19 protein-coding genes are annotated in these 22,323 nt (G+C 52.2%); 6 read left to right on the forward strand and 13 right to left on the reverse strand.

What is annotated here, in order from left to right; translation table 11 throughout:
- Nucleotides 1–223: 223 nt before the first annotated feature.
- Both SRBAKS_RS15980 and SRBAKS_RS17975 read right to left on the reverse strand, forming a co-directional pair.
- Nucleotides 224–1,378: a hypothetical protein gene (locus tag SRBAKS_RS15980; protein WP_229591890.1), complete on the reverse strand. Its 1,155-nt coding sequence runs from the start codon at nucleotides 1,376–1,378 to the stop codon at nucleotides 224–226.
- Nucleotides 1,379–1,837: 459 nt separating this feature from the next.
- Nucleotides 1,838–2,155, reverse strand: coding sequence for a transposase (locus tag SRBAKS_RS17975; protein WP_430708948.1), 318 nt, complete (start codon nucleotides 2,153–2,155; stop codon nucleotides 1,838–1,840).
- 139 nt (nucleotides 2,156–2,294) lie between these two features.
- Between SRBAKS_RS17975 and SRBAKS_RS15985 the strand changes: the two genes are divergently transcribed.
- The 6 genes from SRBAKS_RS15985 (at nucleotide 2,295) to SRBAKS_RS16010 (ending at nucleotide 13,569) form a co-directional block, all read left to right on the forward strand.
- Nucleotides 2,295–2,867, forward strand: a complete 573-nt coding sequence (locus SRBAKS_RS15985) for a TetR/AcrR family transcriptional regulator (protein ID WP_229591891.1) — start codon at nucleotides 2,295–2,297, stop codon at nucleotides 2,865–2,867.
- A gap of 86 nt (nucleotides 2,868–2,953) precedes the next feature.
- Nucleotides 2,954–6,406: an acyl-[ACP]--phospholipid O-acyltransferase gene (locus SRBAKS_RS15990; protein WP_229591892.1), complete on the forward strand. Its 3,453-nt coding sequence runs from the start codon at nucleotides 2,954–2,956 to the stop codon at nucleotides 6,404–6,406.
- Nucleotides 6,407–6,413: 7 nt separating this feature from the next.
- Nucleotides 6,414–7,589, forward strand: a complete 1,176-nt coding sequence (locus tag SRBAKS_RS15995) for a 1-acyl-sn-glycerol-3-phosphate acyltransferase (RefSeq protein ID WP_283816567.1) — start codon at nucleotides 6,414–6,416, stop codon at nucleotides 7,587–7,589.
- Nucleotides 7,577–8,476, forward strand: a complete 900-nt coding sequence (locus SRBAKS_RS16000; protein ID WP_229591894.1) for a phosphatase PAP2 family protein — start codon at nucleotides 7,577–7,579, stop codon at nucleotides 8,474–8,476. Before SRBAKS_RS15995 ends, SRBAKS_RS16000 begins: the two co-directional genes overlap by 13 nt.
- Before the next feature lie 10 nt (nucleotides 8,477–8,486).
- Nucleotides 8,487–10,934: a PEP/pyruvate-binding domain-containing protein gene (locus tag SRBAKS_RS16005; RefSeq protein ID WP_229591895.1), complete on the forward strand. Its 2,448-nt coding sequence runs from the start codon at nucleotides 8,487–8,489 to the stop codon at nucleotides 10,932–10,934.
- 1,309 nt (nucleotides 10,935–12,243) lie between these two features.
- A complete protein-coding gene (locus SRBAKS_RS16010) occupies nucleotides 12,244–13,569 on the forward strand; it encodes a pentapeptide repeat-containing protein (protein ID WP_229591896.1) in 1,326 nt (441 codons plus the stop codon).
- Between the two features lie 90 nt (nucleotides 13,570–13,659).
- On the opposite strand, the gene SRBAKS_RS16015 is transcribed toward SRBAKS_RS16010, so the two are convergent.
- The 11 genes from SRBAKS_RS16015 to SRBAKS_RS16065 all read right to left on the reverse strand — a co-directional run bounded on the left by SRBAKS_RS16015 (nucleotide 13,660) and on the right by SRBAKS_RS16065 (nucleotide 22,316).
- On the reverse strand, nucleotides 13,660–14,052 hold the full coding sequence (locus SRBAKS_RS16015; RefSeq protein WP_229591897.1) for a DUF805 domain-containing protein: 393 nt from the start codon (nucleotides 14,050–14,052) through the stop codon (nucleotides 13,660–13,662).
- Nucleotides 14,053–14,205: 153 nt separating this feature from the next.
- Nucleotides 14,206–14,430: a hypothetical protein gene (locus SRBAKS_RS16020; protein WP_229591898.1), complete on the reverse strand. Its 225-nt coding sequence runs from the start codon at nucleotides 14,428–14,430 to the stop codon at nucleotides 14,206–14,208.
- Between the two features lie 337 nt (nucleotides 14,431–14,767).
- Nucleotides 14,768–15,505 (reverse strand): WYL domain-containing protein, encoded by a 738-nt coding sequence (locus SRBAKS_RS16025; RefSeq protein ID WP_229591899.1) that lies wholly within the window; start codon nucleotides 15,503–15,505, stop codon nucleotides 14,768–14,770.
- 116 nt (nucleotides 15,506–15,621) lie between these two features.
- Nucleotides 15,622–16,743 (reverse strand): bacteriophage T4 gp5 trimerization domain-containing protein, encoded by a 1,122-nt coding sequence (locus tag SRBAKS_RS16030; protein WP_229591900.1) that lies wholly within the window; start codon nucleotides 16,741–16,743, stop codon nucleotides 15,622–15,624.
- Complete coding sequence (locus tag SRBAKS_RS16035; RefSeq protein ID WP_229591901.1) at nucleotides 16,719–17,417, reverse strand: hypothetical protein; 699 nt, start codon at nucleotides 17,415–17,417, stop codon at nucleotides 16,719–16,721. Before SRBAKS_RS16035 ends, SRBAKS_RS16030 begins: the two co-directional genes overlap by 25 nt.
- On the reverse strand, nucleotides 17,414–17,953 hold the full coding sequence (locus SRBAKS_RS16040) for a baseplate complex protein (RefSeq protein WP_229591902.1): 540 nt from the start codon (nucleotides 17,951–17,953) through the stop codon (nucleotides 17,414–17,416). The genes SRBAKS_RS16035 and SRBAKS_RS16040 overlap by 4 nt, the downstream gene beginning before the upstream one ends.
- On the reverse strand, nucleotides 17,950–18,855 hold the full coding sequence (locus SRBAKS_RS16045) for a hypothetical protein (RefSeq protein ID WP_229591903.1): 906 nt from the start codon (nucleotides 18,853–18,855) through the stop codon (nucleotides 17,950–17,952). Before SRBAKS_RS16045 ends, SRBAKS_RS16040 begins: the two co-directional genes overlap by 4 nt.
- Before the next feature lie 2 nt (nucleotides 18,856–18,857).
- The gene (locus SRBAKS_RS16050; protein WP_229591904.1) at nucleotides 18,858–19,076 is read right to left on the reverse strand and encodes a RuvA C-terminal domain-containing protein; all 219 of its coding nucleotides are present in this window, start codon (nucleotides 19,074–19,076) and stop codon (nucleotides 18,858–18,860) included.
- On the reverse strand, nucleotides 19,066–19,851 hold the full coding sequence (locus SRBAKS_RS16055; protein ID WP_229591905.1) for a hypothetical protein: 786 nt from the start codon (nucleotides 19,849–19,851) through the stop codon (nucleotides 19,066–19,068). Before SRBAKS_RS16055 ends, SRBAKS_RS16050 begins: the two co-directional genes overlap by 11 nt.
- A 12-nt stretch (nucleotides 19,852–19,863) precedes the next feature.
- Entirely contained in the window at nucleotides 19,864–21,042 is a 1,179-nt protein-coding gene (locus tag SRBAKS_RS16060) for a hypothetical protein (protein ID WP_229591906.1), read from the reverse strand.
- A complete protein-coding gene (locus tag SRBAKS_RS16065) occupies nucleotides 21,042–22,316 on the reverse strand; it encodes a phage tail-collar fiber domain-containing protein (RefSeq protein ID WP_229591907.1) in 1,275 nt (424 codons plus the stop codon). The genes SRBAKS_RS16060 and SRBAKS_RS16065 overlap by 1 nt, the downstream gene beginning before the upstream one ends.
- Between the last annotated feature and the right edge of the window lie 7 nt (nucleotides 22,317–22,323).

A 22,323-nucleotide genomic window follows, 5' to 3' on the forward strand; every position in this document is an offset into this window, starting at 1 on the left:
ACCACTTCTGTTCGCCGGGGACAACTATGCGTGAAATTCTTTGTGTAAAAACAGTTATATCGGCTGGACAAGTCCAGTCCTTAATCATCCCGTCCGGGCGAAGCAGAGCCACGCAGTTGGTTCAAGATGTCCGCTACGTCGCAGATGTCCTCAACAGGGGAAGGGGTGGGTATTCTACGTTTTCTTAGGAACAATAATATAGTTAAAACAGCCTTAGTCTTTGCTATCTCATCGATTGATCAAATACGTCTAACTTAATCTTGGTATCAGCGGGGGATTTTCCAGTTAGTCGTTTACATATGCTGTTTAGCATTTTGTAAATTCTGTACTTCTTGCGAGCTCCCAACTCGCCTGAATGATATCGTTTTTGAAAATCATTCATTTTAATGTATATAAACATGCTGAAATCAATATTGACAATTGCATTAAACCAGATTTTGTTCAGTACAATTGGTATCATTTCCAGTTCGCCACTATGGAAAGAATCCTCTTTAGGCGTTTCCGTCATTTTGTTTTGAGGAAAGAGAGGCCCCTTTTTTTGAAGAATTTTTTCAGCAACCATAGTATTTGATTCTCTGAAATATTCAAGAATATCGTTCCTCTCTTTTACAGATAGGAATTTTTTAATATTGCTAAACCCCATGGATTCATTGAGTGCATAAAGCACATGCATAGAAATGTTTTTTTCAACATGAGATCTATCGTTGAATATTTCATACTGCTTTGCAGCTATTTTTCTGTATCTTTGATCTAGGCTATGACCAATTCTTTTCTCAGGTATAGTATACTCATCGAGAAAGGGTAGATTCAAAGCGTGAATAAAGTCAGTAAAAATACTACCTCCATAAAATTCATTTTTATCATACACACGCACACAAATATTTTCTTTCCCTAATACTTCCTGTAACCTAGAAATCCATGAATAGTAGTCATAGTTAATTCGGTCATGACATTCTAACGGTAAAAAACGAGATGGGTATTCTTCCCACGTGAATTGTTTTTCTTCAGCCGAACTTGCAATATGATTGAAAAGCGACTCGATATGTAAATCTTGCCGTCTCAGGTAAAGAATGATTTTTATTTCCAAGGAAGGATATCTGTCCTTTATTAAAAGGATGTCGTTTGGGTTTCTGCTAACTATAGGTGATATGCCTTCATCACTGATCAAAATGTCTTGTTCTCCATTGGCGAGGAGGTCGATGCACTTTAAGTGCTTGTTTAGACTGCTTTTTTTACCGTCCCAAGCTTCGTATATCCTTTCATGAACATACACAATGCTTTGTTCCCGTAGTGCCGACTCATTACACCTTAGAAAGAACTGTATTGCTGAGGTTCCAGTCTTTGGTAATCCTATATGTAAAAAAAGTCTTTGTGCCATGCTCATCCTTCTCCCAAAAAATGATTAATAAAACGAATTGCTGTTAAGAGTAATGATATATTACCTTAGTTGTTCCCGGCGGGGAAAACGTGAGTCGTCATTGCTAAATTATAAATGGAATTTAAATACCTTGTACAAATCCTAAGAGGCGTACATAGCGTAACATATATTATGATACCTCTTTGATAGTGGGTGTCAACCAAGTGTTTTGGTGCAATGCTAGGGGTAATTATCTGTTTTTTCTAGGCTAGAGAAATAAGAGTTTAAACAATTTCGTCCAGCCCCCAGCCTAGCTCCCCCTAGGGGGAGCCGCGCGACTGGCGCAGGCGGTTTGTATCCCAGCGAGCTATGCGGGTCTGATCGTATTGTATTCCTGCCGCCAGTTCTCGATAACTACCTGCGCTTCGTTCAGACACATTAAGGACAGCCTGAACATGATTTACACATTTGCGGCGACGTTCAGGGCTTAGAAGTTTCCCTTGAGCGCCTCTGAAAGGATTTGCTTATCCAGACTGAAGTCGGCAACGAGCTTCTTAAATCTGGAGTTCTCTCTCCAACAGCTATGAGCTGCCTGGCCTGACTCGTCTTCAAGCCCCCGTACTCTTTGCGCCAGCGGTAATACGTCTGCTCGGGTATGCCCAATTGACGGCAGGCATCAGCAACTCGCGTTCCTTGAGTCAAGGCAACGTCGGCTTCTCTAAGCTTGAAGAGGATCTGTTCAGGGGGGGGCATTTGATGGCCAGATCCTGTCTCTTTCATGGCCCATACGACTAACATTCGATGTGGCCAGTTTTCGGGGGGCAGGTCACTTGATTGAGGTTGATTCCAATCGTGGTGTGTATCTGTTGTTGACAATTGCGATTGTGGAGTCTAGTTAATAAGTGAATATTTACTTATTAATTGGGGAGTGGAGTGTATGGCCCGGCCAGCGATAAAGAAGCAGGACATTGAGGAGGCGGCGATTCTTTTGTTTTCCACAAAAGGATTGGCGCAGACGACCATCAAAGACATCGCGGCTGAGGCCGGAGTGACAGAGGGGGCCTTGTACAGGCACTATCCGGGTAAAAATGAGATGGCATGGCAACTGTTCTGTCGTGAGCTCGAAAGGTTTTCCAGAGAGCTCGGGGTGAAAATGTTTGAGAAGGGTGCTCCTCTGGAGGCTCGCCTGGAGTCGAGTGTCCGTTTCATATTTTCCTACTATCGGGAGTATTCCGTGCAATTTGCCTTCATCATGCTGACCCAGCACGGGTTTCCTGATGAGAAGTTGCTTGATGAGACGGTGAATCCTAATGATATGGTCGCACGTTTTGTCGCAGAAGCGGTGGCCGAAGGGGAAATCCCGCCCATGGACGCGGTGCTGGCGTCAGGCCTTGTGTTAGGGTTGGTCCTTCAGGTCCTGGTGATGCATCGATACGGGCGGATCATAATAGACGATGTTGTCGTCAATAACGTAGTCGCGGCAGCTAAACGCGTTTTGTGTGTGTGCTAATTGCTATCTTATTGAATTTCAACTATTAGCTGTTCTAGTTATAACTTGAGTATTTGCAGCGAAAGCTATTGTCATAGGAGAACGTCATGCGGACTTTGATGAAAATATCAGGCTTCACGTCATACATCATGGTGGTTTTGTTGAACGCCATGACTGATCTCGGTCACAAGATAATCATCCAGAATACAGTGTTCAAAAGCTTCGACGGTGCGGAGCAGATTGCTTTAACCGCTATTGTCAACGCGCTTATTCTGCTGCCGTTCATTCTTTTGTTTACACCTTCCGCTTTCATTTCGGACCGGTTTTCAAAGAACAAGGTGATCAAGGTCTGTGCCGCAGCATCAATACCGCTCACGATACTTATAGTAGTCTGTTATTATGCGGGGCTGTTCTGGCCTGCCTTTGGGCTGACATTTCTGCTGGCTGCACAGAGCGCCGTATATTCTCCTGCCAAGTACGGTTATATCAAGGAAATGACGGGCAATGATCTCCTTGCCCAGGCCAACGCCGCTGTTCAGGCGGTAACCATTGCGGCAATCCTCGCTGGAGCGGTCATCTTTTCGGTCTTTTTTGAGCATCTTCTGAGCGCGGCAGGAGGAACTCCGAGTGAAATACTCAAGACCATCGCACCTTGCGGCTATATTCTCGTCGTTGGGGCCGTGCTTGAAACGCTGGTCGCCTTTACGTTACCTGAAAAGCAGTCCGGTGATTCCAAGTTGTTACTGGATGGAAAGAAGTATTTGCGTGGCGGGTATCTGAAATCCAACATAAAACTGGTGAAGAAGAGTGAGGTTATCTGGCTGTCGATCATTGGTTTGGCCATTTTCTGGGCCGTCAACCAAGTGCTTCTCGCCGCTTTTGGTGCCCACCTGAAGGATGTCGCCGGTGAAACCAATACCATTATAGCCCAAGGCACGCTTTCATTGGGGGGTGTCGGTATTATCATCGGCTCCATAATGGCGGGCAAGGTGTCCCGCAATTACATTGAGACCGGAACAATACCGTTGGGCGCAATCGGCATGACCGCCTGCCTCTTCTTTTTGCCGTCGATCGAAAGCCGGTGGGCATTGGCCTCGCTGATCTTCGCGTATGGTATTTTCGGTGGCCTGGTCATCGTTCCGCTGAACTCGCTGATTCAGTTCACAGCCGGGGCGGGTGAGTCGGGCAAAGTCCTTGCAGGCAACAACTTTATACAAAATATCTTTATGCTCGGCTTTCTCGGGCTGACGCTGGTCATGTCTATGGTCGGGCTGGGAAGCATTCCGTTGTTTTACATCCTCGCAGTGGTAGTGTGCGGCGGGATGGTCTACACCTTGTACAAACTGCCCCAGTCCCTGCTCAGGTATGTGATGCATCTTGTTTTTTCTCAGCGGTACAATCTTTTCGTTGCCGGTCTTAACAATGTCCCGGCTGAAGGTGGTGTCCTTTTGCTGGGCAACCATGTCAGTTGGATTGATTGGGCCGTGCTTTCGCTGGCTGTGCCACGCCGACTGCGTTTCGTTATGGAACGTGCCATCTATGAGCGCTGGTACCTCAACTGGTTTCTCAGGCGTTTGGGCGTCATACCGATCTCTCCGCGAGGCAGCAAAACTGCTCTGAAGGATATTGCCAAGGCGTTGAGCGATGGAGACTGCATCGTCATTTTTCCCGAGGGTGCCATCAGTCGTAATGGTCAACTCGGAGAGTTCAAAAAAGGGTTCGAAGGGCCTGCGAAGGAATCCGGCTGCACGATCATACCCTTCTATCTCAGAGGGCTGTGGGGAAGTGCGTTTTCCTTTGCTACTCCTCGCCTTCGTGAAATGTCCAGAATTCGGAAAGTCCGCGACGTCACGGTATGCTTCGGGGAGCCTCTTTCGTCGGATGCCTCCGCGCATGATGTGAAGCAGAGTGTCACGCACCTCTCCATTGATGCTTGGAAGTACTATTCGGACACGTTCGATCCCATCCATATCGCATGGCTCAAGACTGCAAAACGTATGATGGGGCAACGGGCTGTTGCCGATTCCACAGGGGCAGAAATGAGCCATCGGAGACTTCTTGCCACATGCGTGCTGGTATCTCGTTTGCTCGCCAAGCAAACACGGGGAGCACAAAATGTAGGCGTTCTCTTGCCAGCCAGCGCGGGCGGAACCATCGCCAACATGGCTCTGCTTATGTGCGGAAAGACTGTGGTCAATCTCAACTATACGGTCGGCCCTGATTCCTTGCAGAAGGCTTTGGCTCGAGCAGGGATTCAGACGGTCGTGACTTCGGAAAAGTTTGTCACCCGGTTGAAGGCCAAGGGATTCGACCTGAAGGGAATATTGATGGGTTTAACTGTGTTTCACATGGAAACCCTTAAGGACAATATTTCCAAGGCGGGATTCCTCCGCACTATGGCAATGGTTCAGGTGCTTCCTACAAGTCTGTTGCGCCTTTTGTTCTTCCGCAAAGTTCCGTTGGACAGCACCGCAGCAATCCTTTTCAGTTCCGGGTCCGAGGGTACGCCGAAGGGCGTCATGCTGACGCACGAAAACATCGTGGGCAATGTGAAGCAGGTTTCCAGCCTGTTCAATGCTAAGGACGATGATGTGTTTTTGGGTGCATTGCCCCTGTTTCATGCCTTTGGACTGACGGCGACGACGTTCATGCCCTTGATAGAAGGCATCCCGCTTGTATGTCATCCCGATCCGACGGACGCTCGAAAGATCGGCCAGGTTGTTGCGAAGTTCAAAGCGACATTTTTGTGTGCAACCCCGACGTTTTTGGGGCTTTATGCCCGCAATCGCCGATTGCATCCACTCATGTTCTCTTCCTTGCGTCTTGTCGTGGCCGGGGCCGAGAAGCTCAACGAGGAAATCCGAAACGCCTTCAAAGCAAAGTTCGGGCTGGAAGTCTATGAAGGATATGGCACGACCGAGACCACTCCCGTGGCCAGCGTCAACACACCGGACGTTATCAATTTGAGCGATTTCACCGTACAGGTCGGCTCCAAGGCCGGGACTGTAGGGCTGCCCCTCCCTGGAAGCGCCTTCCGAATCGTTGATCCCCAGACCCTTGAGGACCTCCCTGAAGGGGAGGCTGGCCTCATACTCATTGGTGGAACCCAGATTATGAAGGGATATCTTGATGATGAGCAGAAGACTGCCGAAGTTATCGTGGAGCAGGATGGTGTCCGTTGGTACAAGAGCGGCGATAAAGGCCGTGTCGATCCCGACGGCTTCCTGGTCATCATGGACCGATACTCGCGCTTCGCAAAGATCGGCGGAGAGATGGTGAGCCTGACCGCCGTGGAAGAATCCCTGTTTAAAGTCGCACCTGGGGAAATCGATACTGCCGCTGTTGCCATCCCGGACGCCAAGAAAGGCGAGCGCATTGTTGCTCTGGTTCAGGGGATGGAAGATCCCTCCACCTTGAAAGGCGCAATGCTTGAAGCTGGCGTCGATTCGTTGTCCGTCCCGTCTCAGTTCTACAGCGTTGCCGAAATTCCGAAGCTGGGGACCGGAAAGAAGGATTTGGCCGGGGCCAAGAAGCTCGCTTTGGAATTCGCAAATGCTTAAGCGGACAATGCAATGGGCAAGGAACCGACTTTTCAGGACGTACTTCCGAGATATCCGGGTCCAAGGGATTGCCGACGTGCCCGGTTCCGGCGTGGTGCTGTATGCCTGCGTCCATCGAAATGGGGCGGTTGATGGCCTCGTTATGGAATCCGTTCTCGACAATACGCTTGGAATCGCCGGTAAAAACCTTACCCGGTCTGCCTATTTGCGGATGTTCCTCGGGGATTGCGTGTCCATATACCGACATCCGGCGACAACTGCCGAGAACAAGGAGAATCTGCGGCAATTGAAAACAGCAGCGGTGGCTGCTGTCAATGGCAGACGAGTCATGATGTTCCCGGAAGGAACGAGCAAGCTTGGCCCTAAACTGTTGCCTGTGAAAAAGGGAATGGCATACCTCGCGAAGTTGACGGTCAAGGAAGCGGACGGCATACCTGTGCATATCGTCCCAGTCGGACTTCATTACGAAAGGGGTTTTGAGTTTCGCAGTGTTGTGGAGATCTACTTTGGCCGGCACATCATTGTCGACAGTCAGGATACAAAGGATCTCGAGAAACTTACTGAACGCATTTCGGAAGCCATGGCTTCAGTGGCCGTTCAGTTTGACGATGCGGAAAGTCAGCGCAGGGGCGAATTGTTCGCCGACGTTGTCGTGAGCATGGACGAGACAATATCTCACAGGCAGGCATGCCTTGATTATGGGGCGGGGAGCGTCCCTCAACATGTTCGAGCCGTTTTTGACGACGCCATAAAAGGGCGTGACCGTCATTCTCTCGTACCGGTAGTGCCTATTGGGGGCATAGCGGGAGTGGCGCTTGAACTACTGCTGCTCACACCTTTTGTTGCAGGGGCATTCATCGTTAACGCCTTGCCCGTCCTGGGGGGAAGCGTCGCGGCGAGGCTGCTGGCCGATGACGATAACGTAATCACCCTCTGGCGGATTCTTGTTGGTACTCCCCTTTTGTTTCTTCAGACCACAGCCTATTTCCTGTTGGCATTGTTCAATCCCGCATGGGCGGTGTTTGGCTTAGTCGGATATTCGGCGATGACTGCGACTGGGATAGCCGTCTATTGGAGATGGAAAAAAGTGTTGGCCCAAGTCTTCAATATGTTGGCTGGTGGACGAAAGGAAATCAGGCACAGCAACGTATTGGCGAAGGAGTGGCTCGAATGCGGACGATGAACGGTGATATGCAGTCTTTTTCAAATATCTTCGCCCATGAGATCTGCATGATCCTCATGCTGGGGCAGATTCTGATACGGCTCGCTCTATCGTCACACGCCTATGGCTGGATGTCCGCTTACGTTTTCGTCTTGGCCGTATATGGCGTTCTCATGTTTTTTGGCCGGAAATATCTTGGCCCGCTTACGAATCGATTCCGGCTTCTCTGGAATGTCGTTGTGATGAATTTTGCATTCACCAGCATCAAGTACGTCGTTCCCGCTCTTGGCCTCACAGCCCGCGATGCGAGTCTGGCCGCGATCGATGTGTCTCTCGTCGGCGGAGATTTGAGCGTATGGGCCCAGCAGTTTTATTCCAAGCCTATGACGGAAATAATGAGCCTTGGATATATGCTGTTCATCGTATTTCTTTTCTTCAGTTTTTTTTATTACGGGATCAAGGCTGACCTGCCCAAGCTGTTATCTTTTTGTTCAGGGCTGTTCGTTCTCTATGCTTTCGGGATAACCGGTTACACGCTGGTGCCCGCCCAAGGGCCATATGCGTATTATGCCCACATGTTGACCACGCCGGTTGAAGGATTCGTCTTTACCTGGCTCAACGGCATGATGGTGGCAGCAGGGTCGTCCGGGTATGACGTTTTTCCCAGTCTCCACGTGGGGGTTGGCCTGTATATGCTCCTTTTCTTTGCACGGTTCGACCGCGCCTTGTGGCGAGTCTATGTCGTTCCGTTTATCCTTCTCGTCATCTCGACTATCTATCTGAGATATCATTACTTCATCGACCTAGTCTGCGGGGCATCGCTTTCCCTTGTCTGCTTTTATTCCTGTTTGGGTTTTGCGTTTCGCAACGCATCAAAGAAGCAGGCCGCCTTTTCAAAGATCAAATAACGGAGGCAACATGAGCATCACTGATTTCACCGTACAAAGCGGCGTTGAAGAGGCTGGAGGCAAGGGTCACAATCTCAAGCGTCTGACATCCATGGGGTTCCATGTTCCTGGCGGCATCGTCGTGGGAGCGTCTTTTTACCATGATAATTACCCGGCTCCTCCTGCCTTCGATCTCAATGACGAATCCGTGCTTGAGGAGCAATGCCAAGCTATGCGGAAGCGGGTCATGTCTCTTGAACTGCCCGAAGGGGTGGAAGAAAAGATGGCCTTAATGCTTGATAGTTTTTCCGCTTCGACACGATTTGCCGTCAGGTCATCTTCTACTTTCGAGGACCTTTCTTCCGCAGCCTTTGCCGGACAGCACGATACATTTTTGAATACGTCTCGTGAGGATGTGGTTGAAGCGGTGAAAAAGTGCTTCGCTTCATTGTGGAGTCCCCATGCCGTTCGCTACAGGACTCATAACGGCTTTGCCCAGGAGGACGCTTCCATGGCCGTGGTCATCCAGGAGATGCTTTCCCCCGACAGTTCGGGGGTGGTCTTTTCCGTGGACCCGGTCGGGGGAGAGCTGAAGCATGTGCTTATCGAAGGCAACTTTGGTGTAGGCGAGTCTGTTGTCGGGGGCGAGGCTGTGACGGACTCGTGGCTGGTCGATCCGGCGGCGTCATCCATAGTGGAGCGCCGGGTCAACACCAAGGAACATCAAATTGTCTTGTCGGACAAAGGAGTGGTTGAACAGGCCATCCCCAAGAATTTGAAGGATGCTCCGTGTCTGTCCGATGAAGAGATCCAGGAGATCGCGGCTACAGCCAAACGGATCGAGCAGGCTTACGGATCGCCGCAGGATATCGAATGGGCGCTGGTGAAAGGGGAACTGTTCATACTGCAATCTCGTCCGTTGACCAAAATACCTCCCCGCTACACGCGGGATGAGTCTGCAGAACGTTTCCCCGAGCCACTTACGCCCTTGACCTGGAGCTATGTGGAGGAGGCGTTTAACCAATCTCTTGAGCATTCGCTTGATCTCATGGGGATCAGCCTGCCGACGCGTCCATGGTTCACACGGATCGACTCCTACATCTATGGCAACCAGAATGCCGTCGAATTGCTGGCGCTTAACCGTCCGATCGACATGCGTAGTTTTGACCGACTCAGGGAACAGGTGCCCCTTTTGCGGGAGCGTTTTCAATGGGTTGTCGACCTGCCCAATGATTGGGCGTCCGACCTGGACACCTTCCTCATGAGCGTGGGACGGCTTGGAACCATCGACTTCAATTCGTTTACGTCCACGGTTCAATATCATGAGTACTTTCAAGAACTCTTCAATGCTTCCTGCGAGTACTTCAAGCCCAATATCGCCATCTCAATGACTCAATCTTTCTTGGTGAGAACCCTGTTCGAGTATTTGATGCTCACAACGGGAGATCAGCTTGAAGCCCAAGGCATACTCAAAGGTTTGATAGCTGATTGTGGCGCGAAAACGGGACAGGTCAACAAAGGTATCGCCACATTGGCGGGGATTGCCCGCAAGGAGCAATCGCTTCTTGATTTGCTCGGCAAGGGTGGCGAGACAGCACTGTCCGAAATAAACAGCCATGAGGAATTCAATGACCGCTTCCAGCGCTTTCTCAGCCAGTATGGTCATCGGGAGACGACTTTCGACTACCATGTGCCGACTTGGGGCGAAGCGCCCCATGTTGTGCTTGACCTCGTGAATGTCGTTGCCACTTCAGGGCAGGAAGCTTCCGACACAAGGGAAGGGGAACTGGTCGAGCGAAGGGTTGCCTGCATTATGCAAGTAATGGAACGAACTCCTGAGGATCTGCGCCCTTTTGCCGACGAGCTGATTCGGCTGGCACGTCAGTTCTCCTGGCTCGATGACATGGAACATTTCCAGACGACGCGTATCAACCCGCTTGTTAGAAAGGTTATAGGGGCCTTTGGCCTTCATCTTGGATTGGAGAATCCTTATGACCTCTTTTTTCTCAGTAAGCCGGAGATAGAATCCATTCATTCTGAGAGTATGCCTGAGGAACTGCTTGCGACTATCCATGAGAGAAAAGAGCTGCATCTAAAAGCGTTCGAAACGGAGCCTGTGTGGGCGATCGGTGTTTCCGACGAAATGGAAATAGCCGATGAAGGTGTTTTCAAGGGGGTTCCAGGTAGCCCAGGAACAGCGGAAGGAGAAGCGTATCTCGTCCACGGCGTTGAGGATTTTCCGCATATGCCGGAAGGCGCTATTCTGGTGGCCAAGACGACGAATCCGTCATGGACGCCGCTTTTTTACAAGTGTTCAGCTCTCGTCACAGAATCCGGCGGCCCGCTTTCTCACGGTGCGGTCACGGCGCGTGAGCTTGGCATTCCAGCGGTCATGTTTATCCGGGGAGCACTCAAAAAGTTCCGTAACGGGGAACAGTTGCGCGTTGACGGGCAACTCGGGATCGTTCAGCGAGTGTAGATTGTTGGCGCACTGGGACGGTGGCCGGGATCACGTTCTTGTTTATGGCACAGGTGTTCTGGTCGAAGATGGCCGCACAGCGTCAGAGCACCGTGCGTTACTATGCTTCCGACAGAAGCCGAGTTAGGACGTCTGCCTGGATGCCCATCTCGACACTGCCAGGCAAAGTCTCTTCCGGCGTCTAAAGCGACGCTCCTAGCGATCTCATCCTTATCAACTGTTTTATTGATTGGATGGATTTTAGAAGTTCCTCTGTGGAGGTAGTGCAGTCCGTGGCAGATGGCGAATGTTTCTTCGTCCTCGAAGTCGTGACAGGCTGCTGCATGATGGCCGTCATGCCGATCATAGTCTGGAATTTCAGCTCATTCGTATTCATGTTTGGATATCCTGGCATCTCGCTAAAAGTGCGGAGCGATCGCTGCATAAATTTGAGCCTGCGCATACTCATCTTTGGTGTCCGAAGCTTGCGTGAAAGTCCCCCAGCACTGTTGAAGAAGAATTATGAAATTAACAGTGTTCTCGTGCTACAGCCTCTTTTGGGAAAATACATTTTTGGATAGGATTTGGCTTGGAGAGATATACACCCCCTGGCCCCTATAGATACTAAAATAAGAATGCCTTATGAGCTTTGTGTGTACAAAATGCGTATAATCCATTGTTTCGGCCAAAAAGGAAAAGCCCCACAACGACATAAGTCGTTGTGGGGCCTTACTATTCCTTGGAGCCAGGAATCGGAGTTGAACCGACGACCTACTGATTACGAATAGGTCGCGGGATGGCGTAAATAAAGGGTTTCCGGGGGAGATGGACTAAATATGGACTTTGGGAGTCTGGCAAGGTCGATTTTGTGCAACGCCGACTTCATCCACCTTTGAAGCCTTTAACCCGCATGGATTATAACTAAATCGGCCATTATAAAGCTGCTCTGCGACAGGACCCTTTCCCCTATTTGAAAAGTCCCTGAGTTTTTAAAAAACCCGGAAACCCGCATGGGCATTGTGACTGACTGATTTCTGGTCAGTAGGTCGGACGCTCTTCAAAATGGCGCAGAGCTGCACCGACTTGCAAACATTGCGAAAAGGTTAATTGTTTTAACCGCCTACAGCCACAACGTTTCGGGGGGTGCTTTGCGTGTCTTTGAACTTGCGCAAAAAACGGACGAAAAAGCGCGAAGGCGGGAGCGGAGGAGTGATTTTTTTCGGTGTTTGTTTTTATTGTGGACCGACGGAGTGTGAATCTATTTTGATTTGAATGGTTGCAGTTGAATTTGTGATCTTATACCGTTTCTCAAATTAATGGGAGGCATTCAGTGGGCTGTTGCAAATGCGAAGAACATGAGTGGGATGATCCGCAACCTGTTGTTTATACGGATTCGGATGACGGCAAGGACTATTGCCTATTCCATGCCCCGGCGGAGCATAAGGGTGTATCTGTCGATGGATTCAATGAACAGGTGTCAGAGCGTATACAGGCTACGGTAGATCTCGGGGAAGAGGTACCGCCATGCGATTTGAGTGGAACTATATTTCCGGGAGATATTTGCTTTGATCGAGATTGCATTTTGCCTTGTATCACATTTCAACATGCTCAGTTTGTAGGACATGCATTTTTTGACTGTGTTACCTTAAGAGGTCAGGCACTCTTTGATGAAGTTTCCTTCAAGAGGGACGCCTGCTTTCGCAGTGTCACCTTTGATGGTGCAGTCTTTTTCAAAGAGGCTATATTCAGTGGGAATGCACTTTTTTTGGGAACAAACTTCAATATGGGATTTTTCTCCAAAGCGACTTTTCACGAAGACGTGTTTTTACAGAATTCCACCTTTAATGGGGCGATAGATTTTATTGAGGCCACCTTTAAGAAAATGGCGTACTTTAATCGGGCCATTTTCGATGGAGACGCAACATTTATCAAGACGACCTTCTGTCAGAACGCAGATTACTCAGGAACACAATGCAACACTAAGCTTCTTTTTGGATTAATTAAAATAGATGAAAATACTATTCTCAAATTTGCTAACTGCAGAATCTCCTCAGAGGCCATTACCTTCCAAAATTGCGATCCCACCTGTCTAGACCTCACCCAACAACGCGACCTAACCAATATCCATTTCATTGATTCCCCTTGGGAAAAGAATGACCGCATCAAGGCATGCACCGAGGATGACAGGCTTCAGCTCACCCGCGATTTTTACCAGCGTATGAAGGCCAAATACAAAGCCGAGAACAACGAATATGAGGCGTCCAGATGGCATGTGGCTGAGAAGGAAGCACAGTTGAAGCTGCTTGGGCAAAGTGAGAATGTGAAGTTCAATTGGTTTATGTTGTGGCTTTACAAGCAGTCTAGCTTTTTTGGGGAGTGGCCGCGTCGGGCTTTTAAGGTGTTTCTGTTGCTTCTTTTTTTGCCGTTATTGATATTGACGGGCATTGAAGTATATCAGCATTTTGCGTGGATGCAATTTGATCCTGCAAAAGTGGACCATGTCATTGGCGAGTGGCTTAGGTATATCCCATTGACTAAAGCAGCCTCCGATGAACCTTCTAGCGCTTTGCGCGCCTTCATGTTCTTCTGGCAACTCCTCATCACCGTCCAAGCCGCCCTGTTCGCATTCGCTCTGCGGAACAACTTCCGGCGCTAGTACCTCCATCCCCCAAACCCAAAAAGCCCCCGGCAGTGTTTTTCTGCCGGGGGCTTCTTTTATGCTTCCCTGTTAATTTTGGGCGGGGGTTTATGAAGTCACTTGTGCCCTACCTTTTGGATCTTGTCCGTAAAGGTTCGCACCATGGACTCCATCCAAAAAGCCAAGTTGAATAAATACAATAATATTAGCCAGTGGAATAAAAGAGAACAAAACATACCCGCCAGCGTGACCTCGGTCGTGAAATCTCTTAACGCTAACTGCTAACTCTATCCAAATACCTAGAATGACAATAGGAACAAAAACAAGAGTATCCATCCCCTCCGGCCAAGATGGCTGTGGTAGTGTAAAAGCCAAAATAAATAAAATCTTCCCTATAATAAACCCTTTCAACCAAAAATCTAAACGAGTGCAACGACCTTCAAAACTGAAGAGCGTGTGAAGAATTGAACCATTATATGCGGGAGTCGTAGAATACGTCATATTAGTCTCTTTTTTCTCAATGTTAAAAATTAACATTTGCAGTATACAGAATGTCTATATATGTCCACTACGGAATTAGGAGGGGGGGCTAGTTTTTAGTCCCCCAAAATAACTAAAAAGCCCCCGGCAGTGTTTTTCTGCCGGGGGCTTGTTTTATGCTTCCCTGTCTATTTTGCGCGGGGCGTGTTTGTGGACGAGCGGCTGGACCGCCGTTGTGGATTCTTCGATGATTTGGGACAGCACGTAGAGGGTGCTGGTCAGGTCCTTGGCCGTGGCTGTCTCGGAGAGGATGGAAAGTTCCTCCAGGGCGTAGCCGATGCTTTGGAGGCGGCAGAGCGCCTTGCGCGGGGTCAGTCTGGGGGCGTCTTTTGCGGTCATAATACCGCCCCTTTGTTGGGGTGGTTCCGTAGCGCGTCTACAGTAGTAGGGGCGTGAGGGTGGGGCGTGTGTGCCATGGGGCATCTCCTTGAGTTGTGACTAAGACATCTTGCGAAATGCAAAATGCCGGGTGGTTAGTCACAGCTCAAGGAACTGTTGGCTTATTCCCCCGAAGGGTATTGTATTAGGCCACCACCCGGCATAATAAATTATGCACTTTTGCCCCCTCCGTCGGGCGCAAAAAAACCACTACTCACGGGTGTGGCTGCCGCCTTGAATGGTGTGACTAAACACCGTTAAGGCAGTAGGCCATACCATGCAGGGCTGTGTCAAGTAGCTATTCCCAGTTAATACCCTTAGTAGGAATACCGAGATGTTCGTGTATAAACTTTCGTTTTCCAATAGTGCCGTCTTTGCAGCGAATATAGGTATTAACCCATCGCAAGGATTTATACCTGGACCCTTCATCTGTCTTAAACCAAAAATAAGGATGCTTGTGCTCTGAGATCATTACCCTTGTTAAGGTCCCCTTTTGGGAGTCGAATTCAATGTCCATACTTCCTTCCCAGGCACATTTTGCAAATCTCGAAAGCAAATCCTTGTCACGTTTTTCTCTAAGCTGTTGAACATTTGGATGGATACTAAAAGGGAGTTCCAGGACTTCTTTAAATAGCGCATCCATTTTGTATTTTTTGCCACCGTCTACTTTGACCATGGTCGTTATTCTCGACACGCGAAAGGTGCGTTCTGCATTTTTCAAATGACAATGTCCCATGAAATAAAATGTGCCGAATCTATTCTGTTCGATAGACTTTACCGTGACTTGCCTACGGGTTCTGCTGCTGCCGTCAGAGTTCAAGTATGAAAACTCAAACTCTTGGCTGCCAGTCCATATTGGGATTGGCTTGTCATACTGGGGCGCTGCAAGAAAATGAGGGGTGTCAACTTCATCAAAGTCGTCTGAAGTCGTGGTTATAGTTGCATGGGATGGGGGATTCTCATCTTTTCCCTTTGTCCGTTTTCCTAACCAAATAAATAGTACCACAACAATAACGCAGACAATAATCCAAGTCATATGCTTCTCCGTATTTTTACATCCGCCGTTAACGCGTGTAGCATATTTGTATTATAGTAGGAAAACGAGAATTTTTGGTTTTCTGAATGGGTAAAAACTGCTTAATGGTTCAAGTTTTAACCACTAATACTTCCAAGCTTCCCCTTCAGCCCACCCACCGCGCTGGAATGCCCGGCCACCTCGCTCTGCACATCGCAATTCCCCACGCTGGGGTGAACATGGTCGGCCAGGTCCTGGAGCGCGCAGCGGACTTCCTCCATGAATGCGATGAGGGTGGGCAACAGACTGACCCCTCCACCGCCTCGGCCCATGCGTACCGTCGTCGCCACCAGGTTGATGAATTCCGCTTCAATCGTTTTCGTCGTCGTGACCTGCTCGGTGGACTCGGCTCCGACTGTGCTGGTCGTGCTGCCGCCTACGTCAGCGGTGATGTCCCCGCCGGTTGATTCTATTCTGTCCCCGCCAACGTCTTCAGTGCGGTTGCCGTTCACCGTCTCCTCGAGGTTGCCCTTGACCAGAGAGGTGTGGTGCCGCCCGGTCACCTCATGGCGATCCTGGGCAGCCGTCAGGGTGAAGTCCCGCGTCGTGGTCAGGTTGATATTATCCACGGCCACAAGGTTCGCGGATCCACCGGAGCGGAGACGCAGCGCCCCGAGTGCTTCCAGTATTTTGAACCCACCGACTTCCTCCACGCTGTTCTCGCGGATGGTCCGGTGGTCGCGGGAATATTGCTCTTCATTCTCCACGGCCTCGATGTTCCGGCGCAGTGATGTGTCGGTTATGGCCATGTCTGTTTTGCGCGTCCAATTTCCGTCCTTGTCCACGTCCTGAAACACCGCCGCCGACTGTTGCCAACGCTGCTGGCCCATGTCCACGGTGGGCAGGCTCATGCCCTGCGGATAGATCTGGCGCACGATGGGATGATCGGCCCGGCCATAGGCAAAGCCTATCTCGACGATGACGCCCGGCTCCGGGAAGCCAAACAGCCCGGCCTCCTGTCCGCAGCCCAAAGGCACGGGCAATTGCACGGCCTCATATATCGGGAAAGATTCGTCCCGCTCCCCGTTCGGGGTCAGGATCTCAAGGTCCACGGCGTAGCGTGGTCGGAATCGCTCGGACGTGCCGCCATCCTTGGGCGCGTCATTGACGGCCAGTACCCGCGCAAAGCGTGGAAGGTGCAGCCCTGCATCCAGTTCAGGATAGAGCTTGAGGATTATCTTTTTAACGACTTCTCGCATTTTGTCACCATTTCATGGCCCTTGAGTTTGACGCGCACCGCATACCTGCCGTTCAGCAGGACGCCGGGCCGGAGCTGGGGCAACACAGCGGATCGCTTTTCGCCGGAGCCTGTCACTTTGTTGAATATGCCTTCATCCAGAACAACGGGCCGGGTGGCCCAGCGTGAGTCCTGCCATGAACCGACGAAGACTGAGCCATCGCCTTGCTGTTGCCATATGTAGTCCTGAATTCCGAAAATCGCGCCCAGAGAATCAACCCCATGAAAGCCGCTGCCAAGGGCATAAAATGCCGGGACACGCTTTTCGGCATAGGGCTTTTCAGGGACAACGAACCGTAGGCCGGTCCGGTCCGCATACCATTGCGTGACTTCCTGCAAGGTGGGGTGGCGAAGGGCTGCCGGAAGGGGCGCATACAGGGCGGCGGTCAGCTCCCGGCAACGGATCCGTTGTTGCTGGCCGTCCACGATCTCGCTGGTCCGGATCACGCCGATAAAATAGACCTGGTCCCGGTCCTGGGTGGAGTAGCCGACCTCCAGCCGGACGATGCCGTGCAGAGGTTCAGGGCTTTGTACTTGAAACACCGCCCGGCCAGGGGAGTAAAGGGAGAGCAGGACGTCTTCCTCCACCAGCTTGACCGGCGTGTCATTGATGAAAAGGGTTTTGCGTAATTTCATGCCAGGAAATCATCCATGAATTTAAGGATTCGTTCCAGGCCGGTCAAAGGCTCGGCAATGGCTTCGGCGGTCCCGGCTACTTCCGTTATTTCGTCCGTTGCCTTGCCCTGGCTTGTCTGAACCACGGAGGCCGATTTCGTCTCCCGCTGCTCAACTCGTTCAGGGTTGGACAGGTACTCCTTCAGAGTGAAAGACACGTCCCAGGCATGCAGCCCGTCTTTTTCCTGCCAACTGAACCCCTCGGCAAAGCGAACCTGTCGGATGCCTGCCACATTGGCGGTCCGGTTGGTGATGGTGTAGACCTTCCGCGTTCCGTTCTTTTTGGCTTCAGCCACACGGATGAGCTGTTTCAGGTCCGTCTCATTGGTGAAAGGGATGACGAGGGAAACCGGCAGCTTCTTGGCCTTGGTTCCCTTGTCCACTTCGTCGGTACTGCTCGTCTCGCCCGAAGCGTCCGAGGCACGGATATCCATGCTTCCGCCTATCTTCAGGCTCTTGCCTGGTACGTCATATTGATCCAGCCGAAGAAAGCTCATATGCCTAACAGCTCCCGGAAAAAGGTCATGTGTTCAGCAGTCCCGATCCATGCACACACGGCGGCCAGCTTGTAGCCCTCGACCGGCGGTCGAAGTTCGACCAGTTGCCGGTGAATGCTGCCGCTGTTGCCGTTCAGGACAAGTCCCTTGCCTGCGCCGCCCTGAATCACGTCCTGCAATGTGGTCCAGTCTGTTTCCAGCTGTTCAAGGAGGGCCTTCTTTTTGTCGATGAGCGCGGCCAGCTCGTCTTCTGGTCGCACGGCCTCGATGGCGTATCCTTCGCCTAGGGCAACCTGCGCGCCCAGAGTTGTGCCCATGTCTTTGGCGCGTTCATGTCGGCGTGGATCCTGCCCACGCCATGCCGGATGTACCGGCCCGGTGGTCTGGATCATTTTGTCTTGTTCAAGGGTTGCCAGTTGTCCGGCGCGCCGTTCTGCGAGCTGCAGCTCCGAGACGGGGAAAACAGTGTTGAACGCATTCAGTGTCTCCACGAAGTCGGTATGCTCAACGCCGCGCAACATGAGGAGCACTGCTTGCAGCGTGTCCTCGCCAGGAGAGTCCATAGGGTCAGCGAGCTTGGCCGCCATTCCCTCTGCAGCCTGTTGTGGCGTCAGATAGGCGTAGTCACCGCGCCGGTCACCCAGCGGGTGGATATACGGATGCACACACACGAATCGGCCACCGGCCTGCAGCAGCCCCTCCATGGACGTCCGCAGAGCGGCCACGCCGGAAGCTGTTGTCGCAACAGGGTTGGTGGAAATAGCCACGGATCCTTTCACCGCGTTCAGCCGCGCCGTGCTGTTGTCCAGTTCTCCGGGGGCAACTGCATGGCAATCCTGCAGACCTTCGTGGACGGCCTGCAGGGGTTGTGGAGTTGTAAAAGTAATGTCTGTCCAGGGCATGGTTATTCCTTGTTCCAGAAGCACCACCCGAAGGTGCGGACAGTTGCCCATACTATCCAGGCCACCACCGGCTTGCCCTGATCTTTGATGCATTCGCGTAGTATCCAATCGGCGTCTGAGCGGGAATAGCCCAGCGCATAGGCGATATCGTGCTGGTTGCAACAGCCCTCGAAGGACGTCCTCCAGGGAAGGCCAGTGCAGCCGTTGGTGCTAGGCGACATAGGACACCTGCATGCCGTCTATGGCCGCAACCTTCTCGGCGTCGGTCTTGGAGTCATCGTCGCGGATTTTGTCAAGCTCCGCTTGGTAGTTCCTGCGCTGCCGGGCAACGATGCCGGAGAGGGTGGACCAAGCTACGTCGTTTGCAATGATTTTGGCGGCCAAGGCATTTTTTCCCTCGGCGGTCTCGGTTGTGGCATCAAGCCAGGGGGTTGTCTCTGTGGAGTTGTGATTTTCATGTGCCTCAGCCTCCTTGAGCTGCTTGGCCCATGATGTCTGTTCGAATGCGCCGTACTTAATGGCGTGCGGCTCCAGGGCCGCGTCCGAACCGGACACGATCTCGCCCTGCCTGCTTGCGTAGGCGGCATCCAGGTCAATGTTCCACTCCGATCCGTTCCAGATGGAGAACTGCTCATGGGGCGGCTCCAAGGGGGTGTAGTTCTCAGGAACATCCGCACCCTCGGAAAAGTATTTCACGGCCAGATTGCCGGTGTGCCAATGCGGCACCTTGGCAACGGGGTTCGGGTAGCTGATGACCAGCCAACCGTTCGCCTCGGTTTCCATCGGGCTGCCCTGGTCGTGCGTATTGGGGTCGCCGGAAAACGGCTCGCGCCGCACCGGTATCGTGCCGACCTTTGCCAACCGCGAAAGCCAATCCGCTTCGGGCTCACCGTCCCTGCGGTTCAGGTAGTTCGCGGGAATGGTCGAACCGTCGAACTCAAAGTCCGAAGCCTGGCCGACATCACCATTGGGAAATCTGATTTTAGTCACGTTCATGGAGTCCTCGCTTTATGCGTCAATGATTTGTTTGAGGCCGAACCCGTCACCTCCTGCCCCTCCAAGGGCCACGGAAGTGCCGCCCGAAATGTCGATGGTGATTGTGTCGGCTATTTCGCTGCTCATGAGGATAGTAGCCCCGCCACCAGTGGACCCACCGCCACAGAGCAAACCCTGCGAACGATCTTTGGATCCCCTGCCGCCTAGTGATCCTTTGGATTCAACTGCACCTGTTCCAAGAATCTTTCTGGCGCAGATAAATATCGGTGCAGCCGTGCCTTCCTCGGCTGCCTCGCCCCCGGCGGCACCGGTGTATGTGGCTCCGCCGGGGTTGCCAGCGCCAGGACCTCCTGTGGCCACACCACTGGACGGATCGTCGGAACAACCGCCCTGACCGCCATATGGCTGGCCGTCACCGGGAGGCGTTGAATTGTAGCCGTTGTAATGGCCGCCGCCACCCACTCCGCTGGAGAAACAGGTGGCCGCCGAACCAGCCCCGGATTTAATGGTGCCGGATATGCCGATGTTCACCGCACCGCCACCGCCGCCGCCCAATCCGCTGGCCGCTGTCTGACCGGGATTGCCTGCACTGGTACTGACAGTGAGCCGGGCACCACCCAATCCGCCCACGGGTTGGATGGATACAACTACGCCGTTCCCGAGCACTTCCGGCTGATTTGCCTCGCTGATCACGGCGTCGGTCCCACAGCCCGACATGTCGGAAAGGCCGGACTCCGTAAACCCCTTGGCAAACCGTGCCCAGGTAGGGCCATTCGGCCCAACGGCGCTGCCGTCGGACGGGGCAACCGGCGTGTTGCTTGTGATTACGGCATCTGCGGGATTGGCTTTGCATCCACGTGCAGTCATGGACACAGTGCCGTCGATGGTCAAAGTGGCGTCGAACAGGAGCTGCAATCCCCGGCAGCGATTGGTTGTGGTCAGGGTATACCCAGCGTCGATTTGGCCGTTTACCCCATTGATGATGACCATATCGCCGTCCTCGACGGACGGGACCATGGCCACGCTGCCAACGATGGTCCAGCCTGGAATGGGCTGCCATGTGACGCCACCGTCGTACGACTGCTCGGCACCAGCAGACGAAACAATGCGGATGTCGCCGTCGCTACGGTCCCCGAACCAGTTCCCATTGCCCTGCCTGGACCTTTGAATTTTTCGGCGCAGCCAAGACATTAGGCTACCGCCTTGAAATTATACTCAACGGATGCCAGGGGCTTGACCGTAGCGTCGTTGGGGGCGGTGAAGGGCGCAATATAAATGCGGTCGATGGCAAGCGGGTCGGCAGTCCCTTCATAGGCTGTTTCATCCGCCCACAAGATCACAGCCGGTGTCGCGCACGCCCACCCGCCAGTGGCATCCTGAACCACGGTCAGGTCATAAGACCCGCCGGGCTTGTAGTTGGAAATGGTGAAACTGGTCACATCCGTGTCCAATAGCAGGACCGCGCTGGGGTTGGCTTCGCAGTCCCACACCACGGCCCCGGCGGTTATTCTCAGGAGAGTCTGGGCGTACCGCTGGCCTTTGGCGAATTCGTGGGGATCGGAGAGTAAGTCGACAACTTCATCCGTCGTGTGGTCGTGATCTTTTACCGCGTAGACGTTCCCCAGCTCTCCGTCCGGTGTCATGGGCCGGAAGTCGGTAACGGTCCTGTCTGCAGCGATTTCGGCAATCTTCTGGCCGTAGTGGTTGTCGTTGGTCCCGTCCACATAGTCGCCGGGATCCGTGTACACAACCTGGACCACGGCTACCCGGTCGGATCCCTGGGGCTGCAGGGCAACGTCCAGGAACACTTCGGCAGGAAGTGTCGGAGCCAGCTCCTGGGACGCTGCCTGAACAATACGGATCCCCTCAACATAGCCGAGGCCGAGCTGCAGCTTGAAGGTCCCCGCGTCGTCAATGACCAGAAAACCATCGTCGAAGAAGCAGGCCCCGCCGTAAATATCGAAGTTAGAAAGTCGTTCGCGTTCGTCTATGCCCTTCATCCGCGCCGTGAAATCAATCTGCCAGGTGTCCGCATTCACGTTGATCTGTGTCACGTCCTGAATGCCGGAGTATTCCAGCATGAAATTGCGAGTAAGAGCGTTGCCCATGGTCGGGTGAGCCGTTTTCCACTTGGAAAGGGTAGGGCAATACGTGATAGCTACCACGGCGTCGTCCTCGGATGAGTATAGCCCGATCCAGTTGAAGTCGAAGTCCCCGATGTCCGAGGTCAACAGCATGGAATAAACCACTTGATTCGGGTTGATGTAGCCTCTGTTTTCTTCCGGGATCGGATACGAATAGACGATATCCCCGACATTCGGCATTCCCTCGGTCCGGTCTACGGCTGCAGCCGCGTCGAGTCCGTCCACATTGGCGAGGATGAACGTGTCGATGACCAATCCGGTTTCCTGATTTTGGTGCAGGGCGATAAGGTTCTCGCCTGCGTTGGTAATGGCACTGCTCATGGTGGCT

The sequence above is a fragment of the Pseudodesulfovibrio sediminis genome (assembly GCF_020886695.1).
Lineage (GTDB): Bacteria > Desulfobacterota > Desulfovibrionia > Desulfovibrionales > Desulfovibrionaceae > Pseudodesulfovibrio > Pseudodesulfovibrio sediminis.

Excerpts from the sequence above, each read along its gene's own strand:
- SRBAKS_RS15990 (WP_229591892.1), top strand. The coding sequence starts at position 2,954 with ATGCGGACTTTGATGAAAATATCAGGCTTCACGTCATACATCATGGTG.
- SRBAKS_RS16030 (WP_229591900.1), bottom strand. The coding sequence starts at position 16,743 with ATGCGAGAAGTCGTTAAAAAGATAATCCTCAAGCTCTATCCTGAACTG.
- SRBAKS_RS16020 (WP_229591898.1), bottom strand. The coding sequence starts at position 14,430 with ATGACCGCAAAAGACGCCCCCAGACTGACCCCGCGCAAGGCGCTCTGC.
- SRBAKS_RS16055 (WP_229591905.1), bottom strand. The coding sequence starts at position 19,851 with ATGAACGTGACTAAAATCAGATTTCCCAATGGTGATGTCGGCCAGGCT.
- SRBAKS_RS16045 (WP_229591903.1), bottom strand. The coding sequence starts at position 18,855 with ATGCCCTGGACAGACATTACTTTTACAACTCCACAACCCCTGCAGGCC.
- SRBAKS_RS16025 (WP_229591899.1), bottom strand. The coding sequence starts at position 15,505 with ATGACTTGGATTATTGTCTGCGTTATTGTTGTGGTACTATTTATTTGG.
- SRBAKS_RS16065 (WP_229591907.1), bottom strand. The coding sequence starts at position 22,316 with ATGAGCAGTGCCATTACCAACGCAGGCGAGAACCTTATCGCCCTGCAC.
- SRBAKS_RS16005 (WP_229591895.1), top strand. The coding sequence starts at position 8,487 with ATGAGCATCACTGATTTCACCGTACAAAGCGGCGTTGAAGAGGCTGGA.
- SRBAKS_RS16050 (WP_229591904.1), bottom strand. The coding sequence starts at position 19,076 with ATGTCGCCTAGCACCAACGGCTGCACTGGCCTTCCCTGGAGGACGTCC.
- SRBAKS_RS17975 (WP_430708948.1), bottom strand. The coding sequence starts at position 2,155 with ATGTTAGTCGTATGGGCCATGAAAGAGACAGGATCTGGCCATCAAATG.
- SRBAKS_RS16000 (WP_229591894.1), top strand. The coding sequence starts at position 7,577 with ATGCGGACGATGAACGGTGATATGCAGTCTTTTTCAAATATCTTCGCC.
- SRBAKS_RS15985 (WP_229591891.1), top strand. The coding sequence starts at position 2,295 with ATGGCCCGGCCAGCGATAAAGAAGCAGGACATTGAGGAGGCGGCGATT.
- SRBAKS_RS16060 (WP_229591906.1), bottom strand. The coding sequence starts at position 21,042 with ATGTCTTGGCTGCGCCGAAAAATTCAAAGGTCCAGGCAGGGCAATGGG.
- SRBAKS_RS15980 (WP_229591890.1), bottom strand. The coding sequence starts at position 1,378 with ATGGCACAAAGACTTTTTTTACATATAGGATTACCAAAGACTGGAACC.
- SRBAKS_RS16040 (WP_229591902.1), bottom strand. The coding sequence starts at position 17,953 with ATGAGCTTTCTTCGGCTGGATCAATATGACGTACCAGGCAAGAGCCTG.
- SRBAKS_RS15995 (WP_283816567.1), top strand. The coding sequence starts at position 6,414 with ATGCAATGGGCAAGGAACCGACTTTTCAGGACGTACTTCCGAGATATC.
- SRBAKS_RS16015 (WP_229591897.1), bottom strand. The coding sequence starts at position 14,052 with ATGACGTATTCTACGACTCCCGCATATAATGGTTCAATTCTTCACACG.
- SRBAKS_RS16035 (WP_229591901.1), bottom strand. The coding sequence starts at position 17,417 with ATGAAATTACGCAAAACCCTTTTCATCAATGACACGCCGGTCAAGCTG.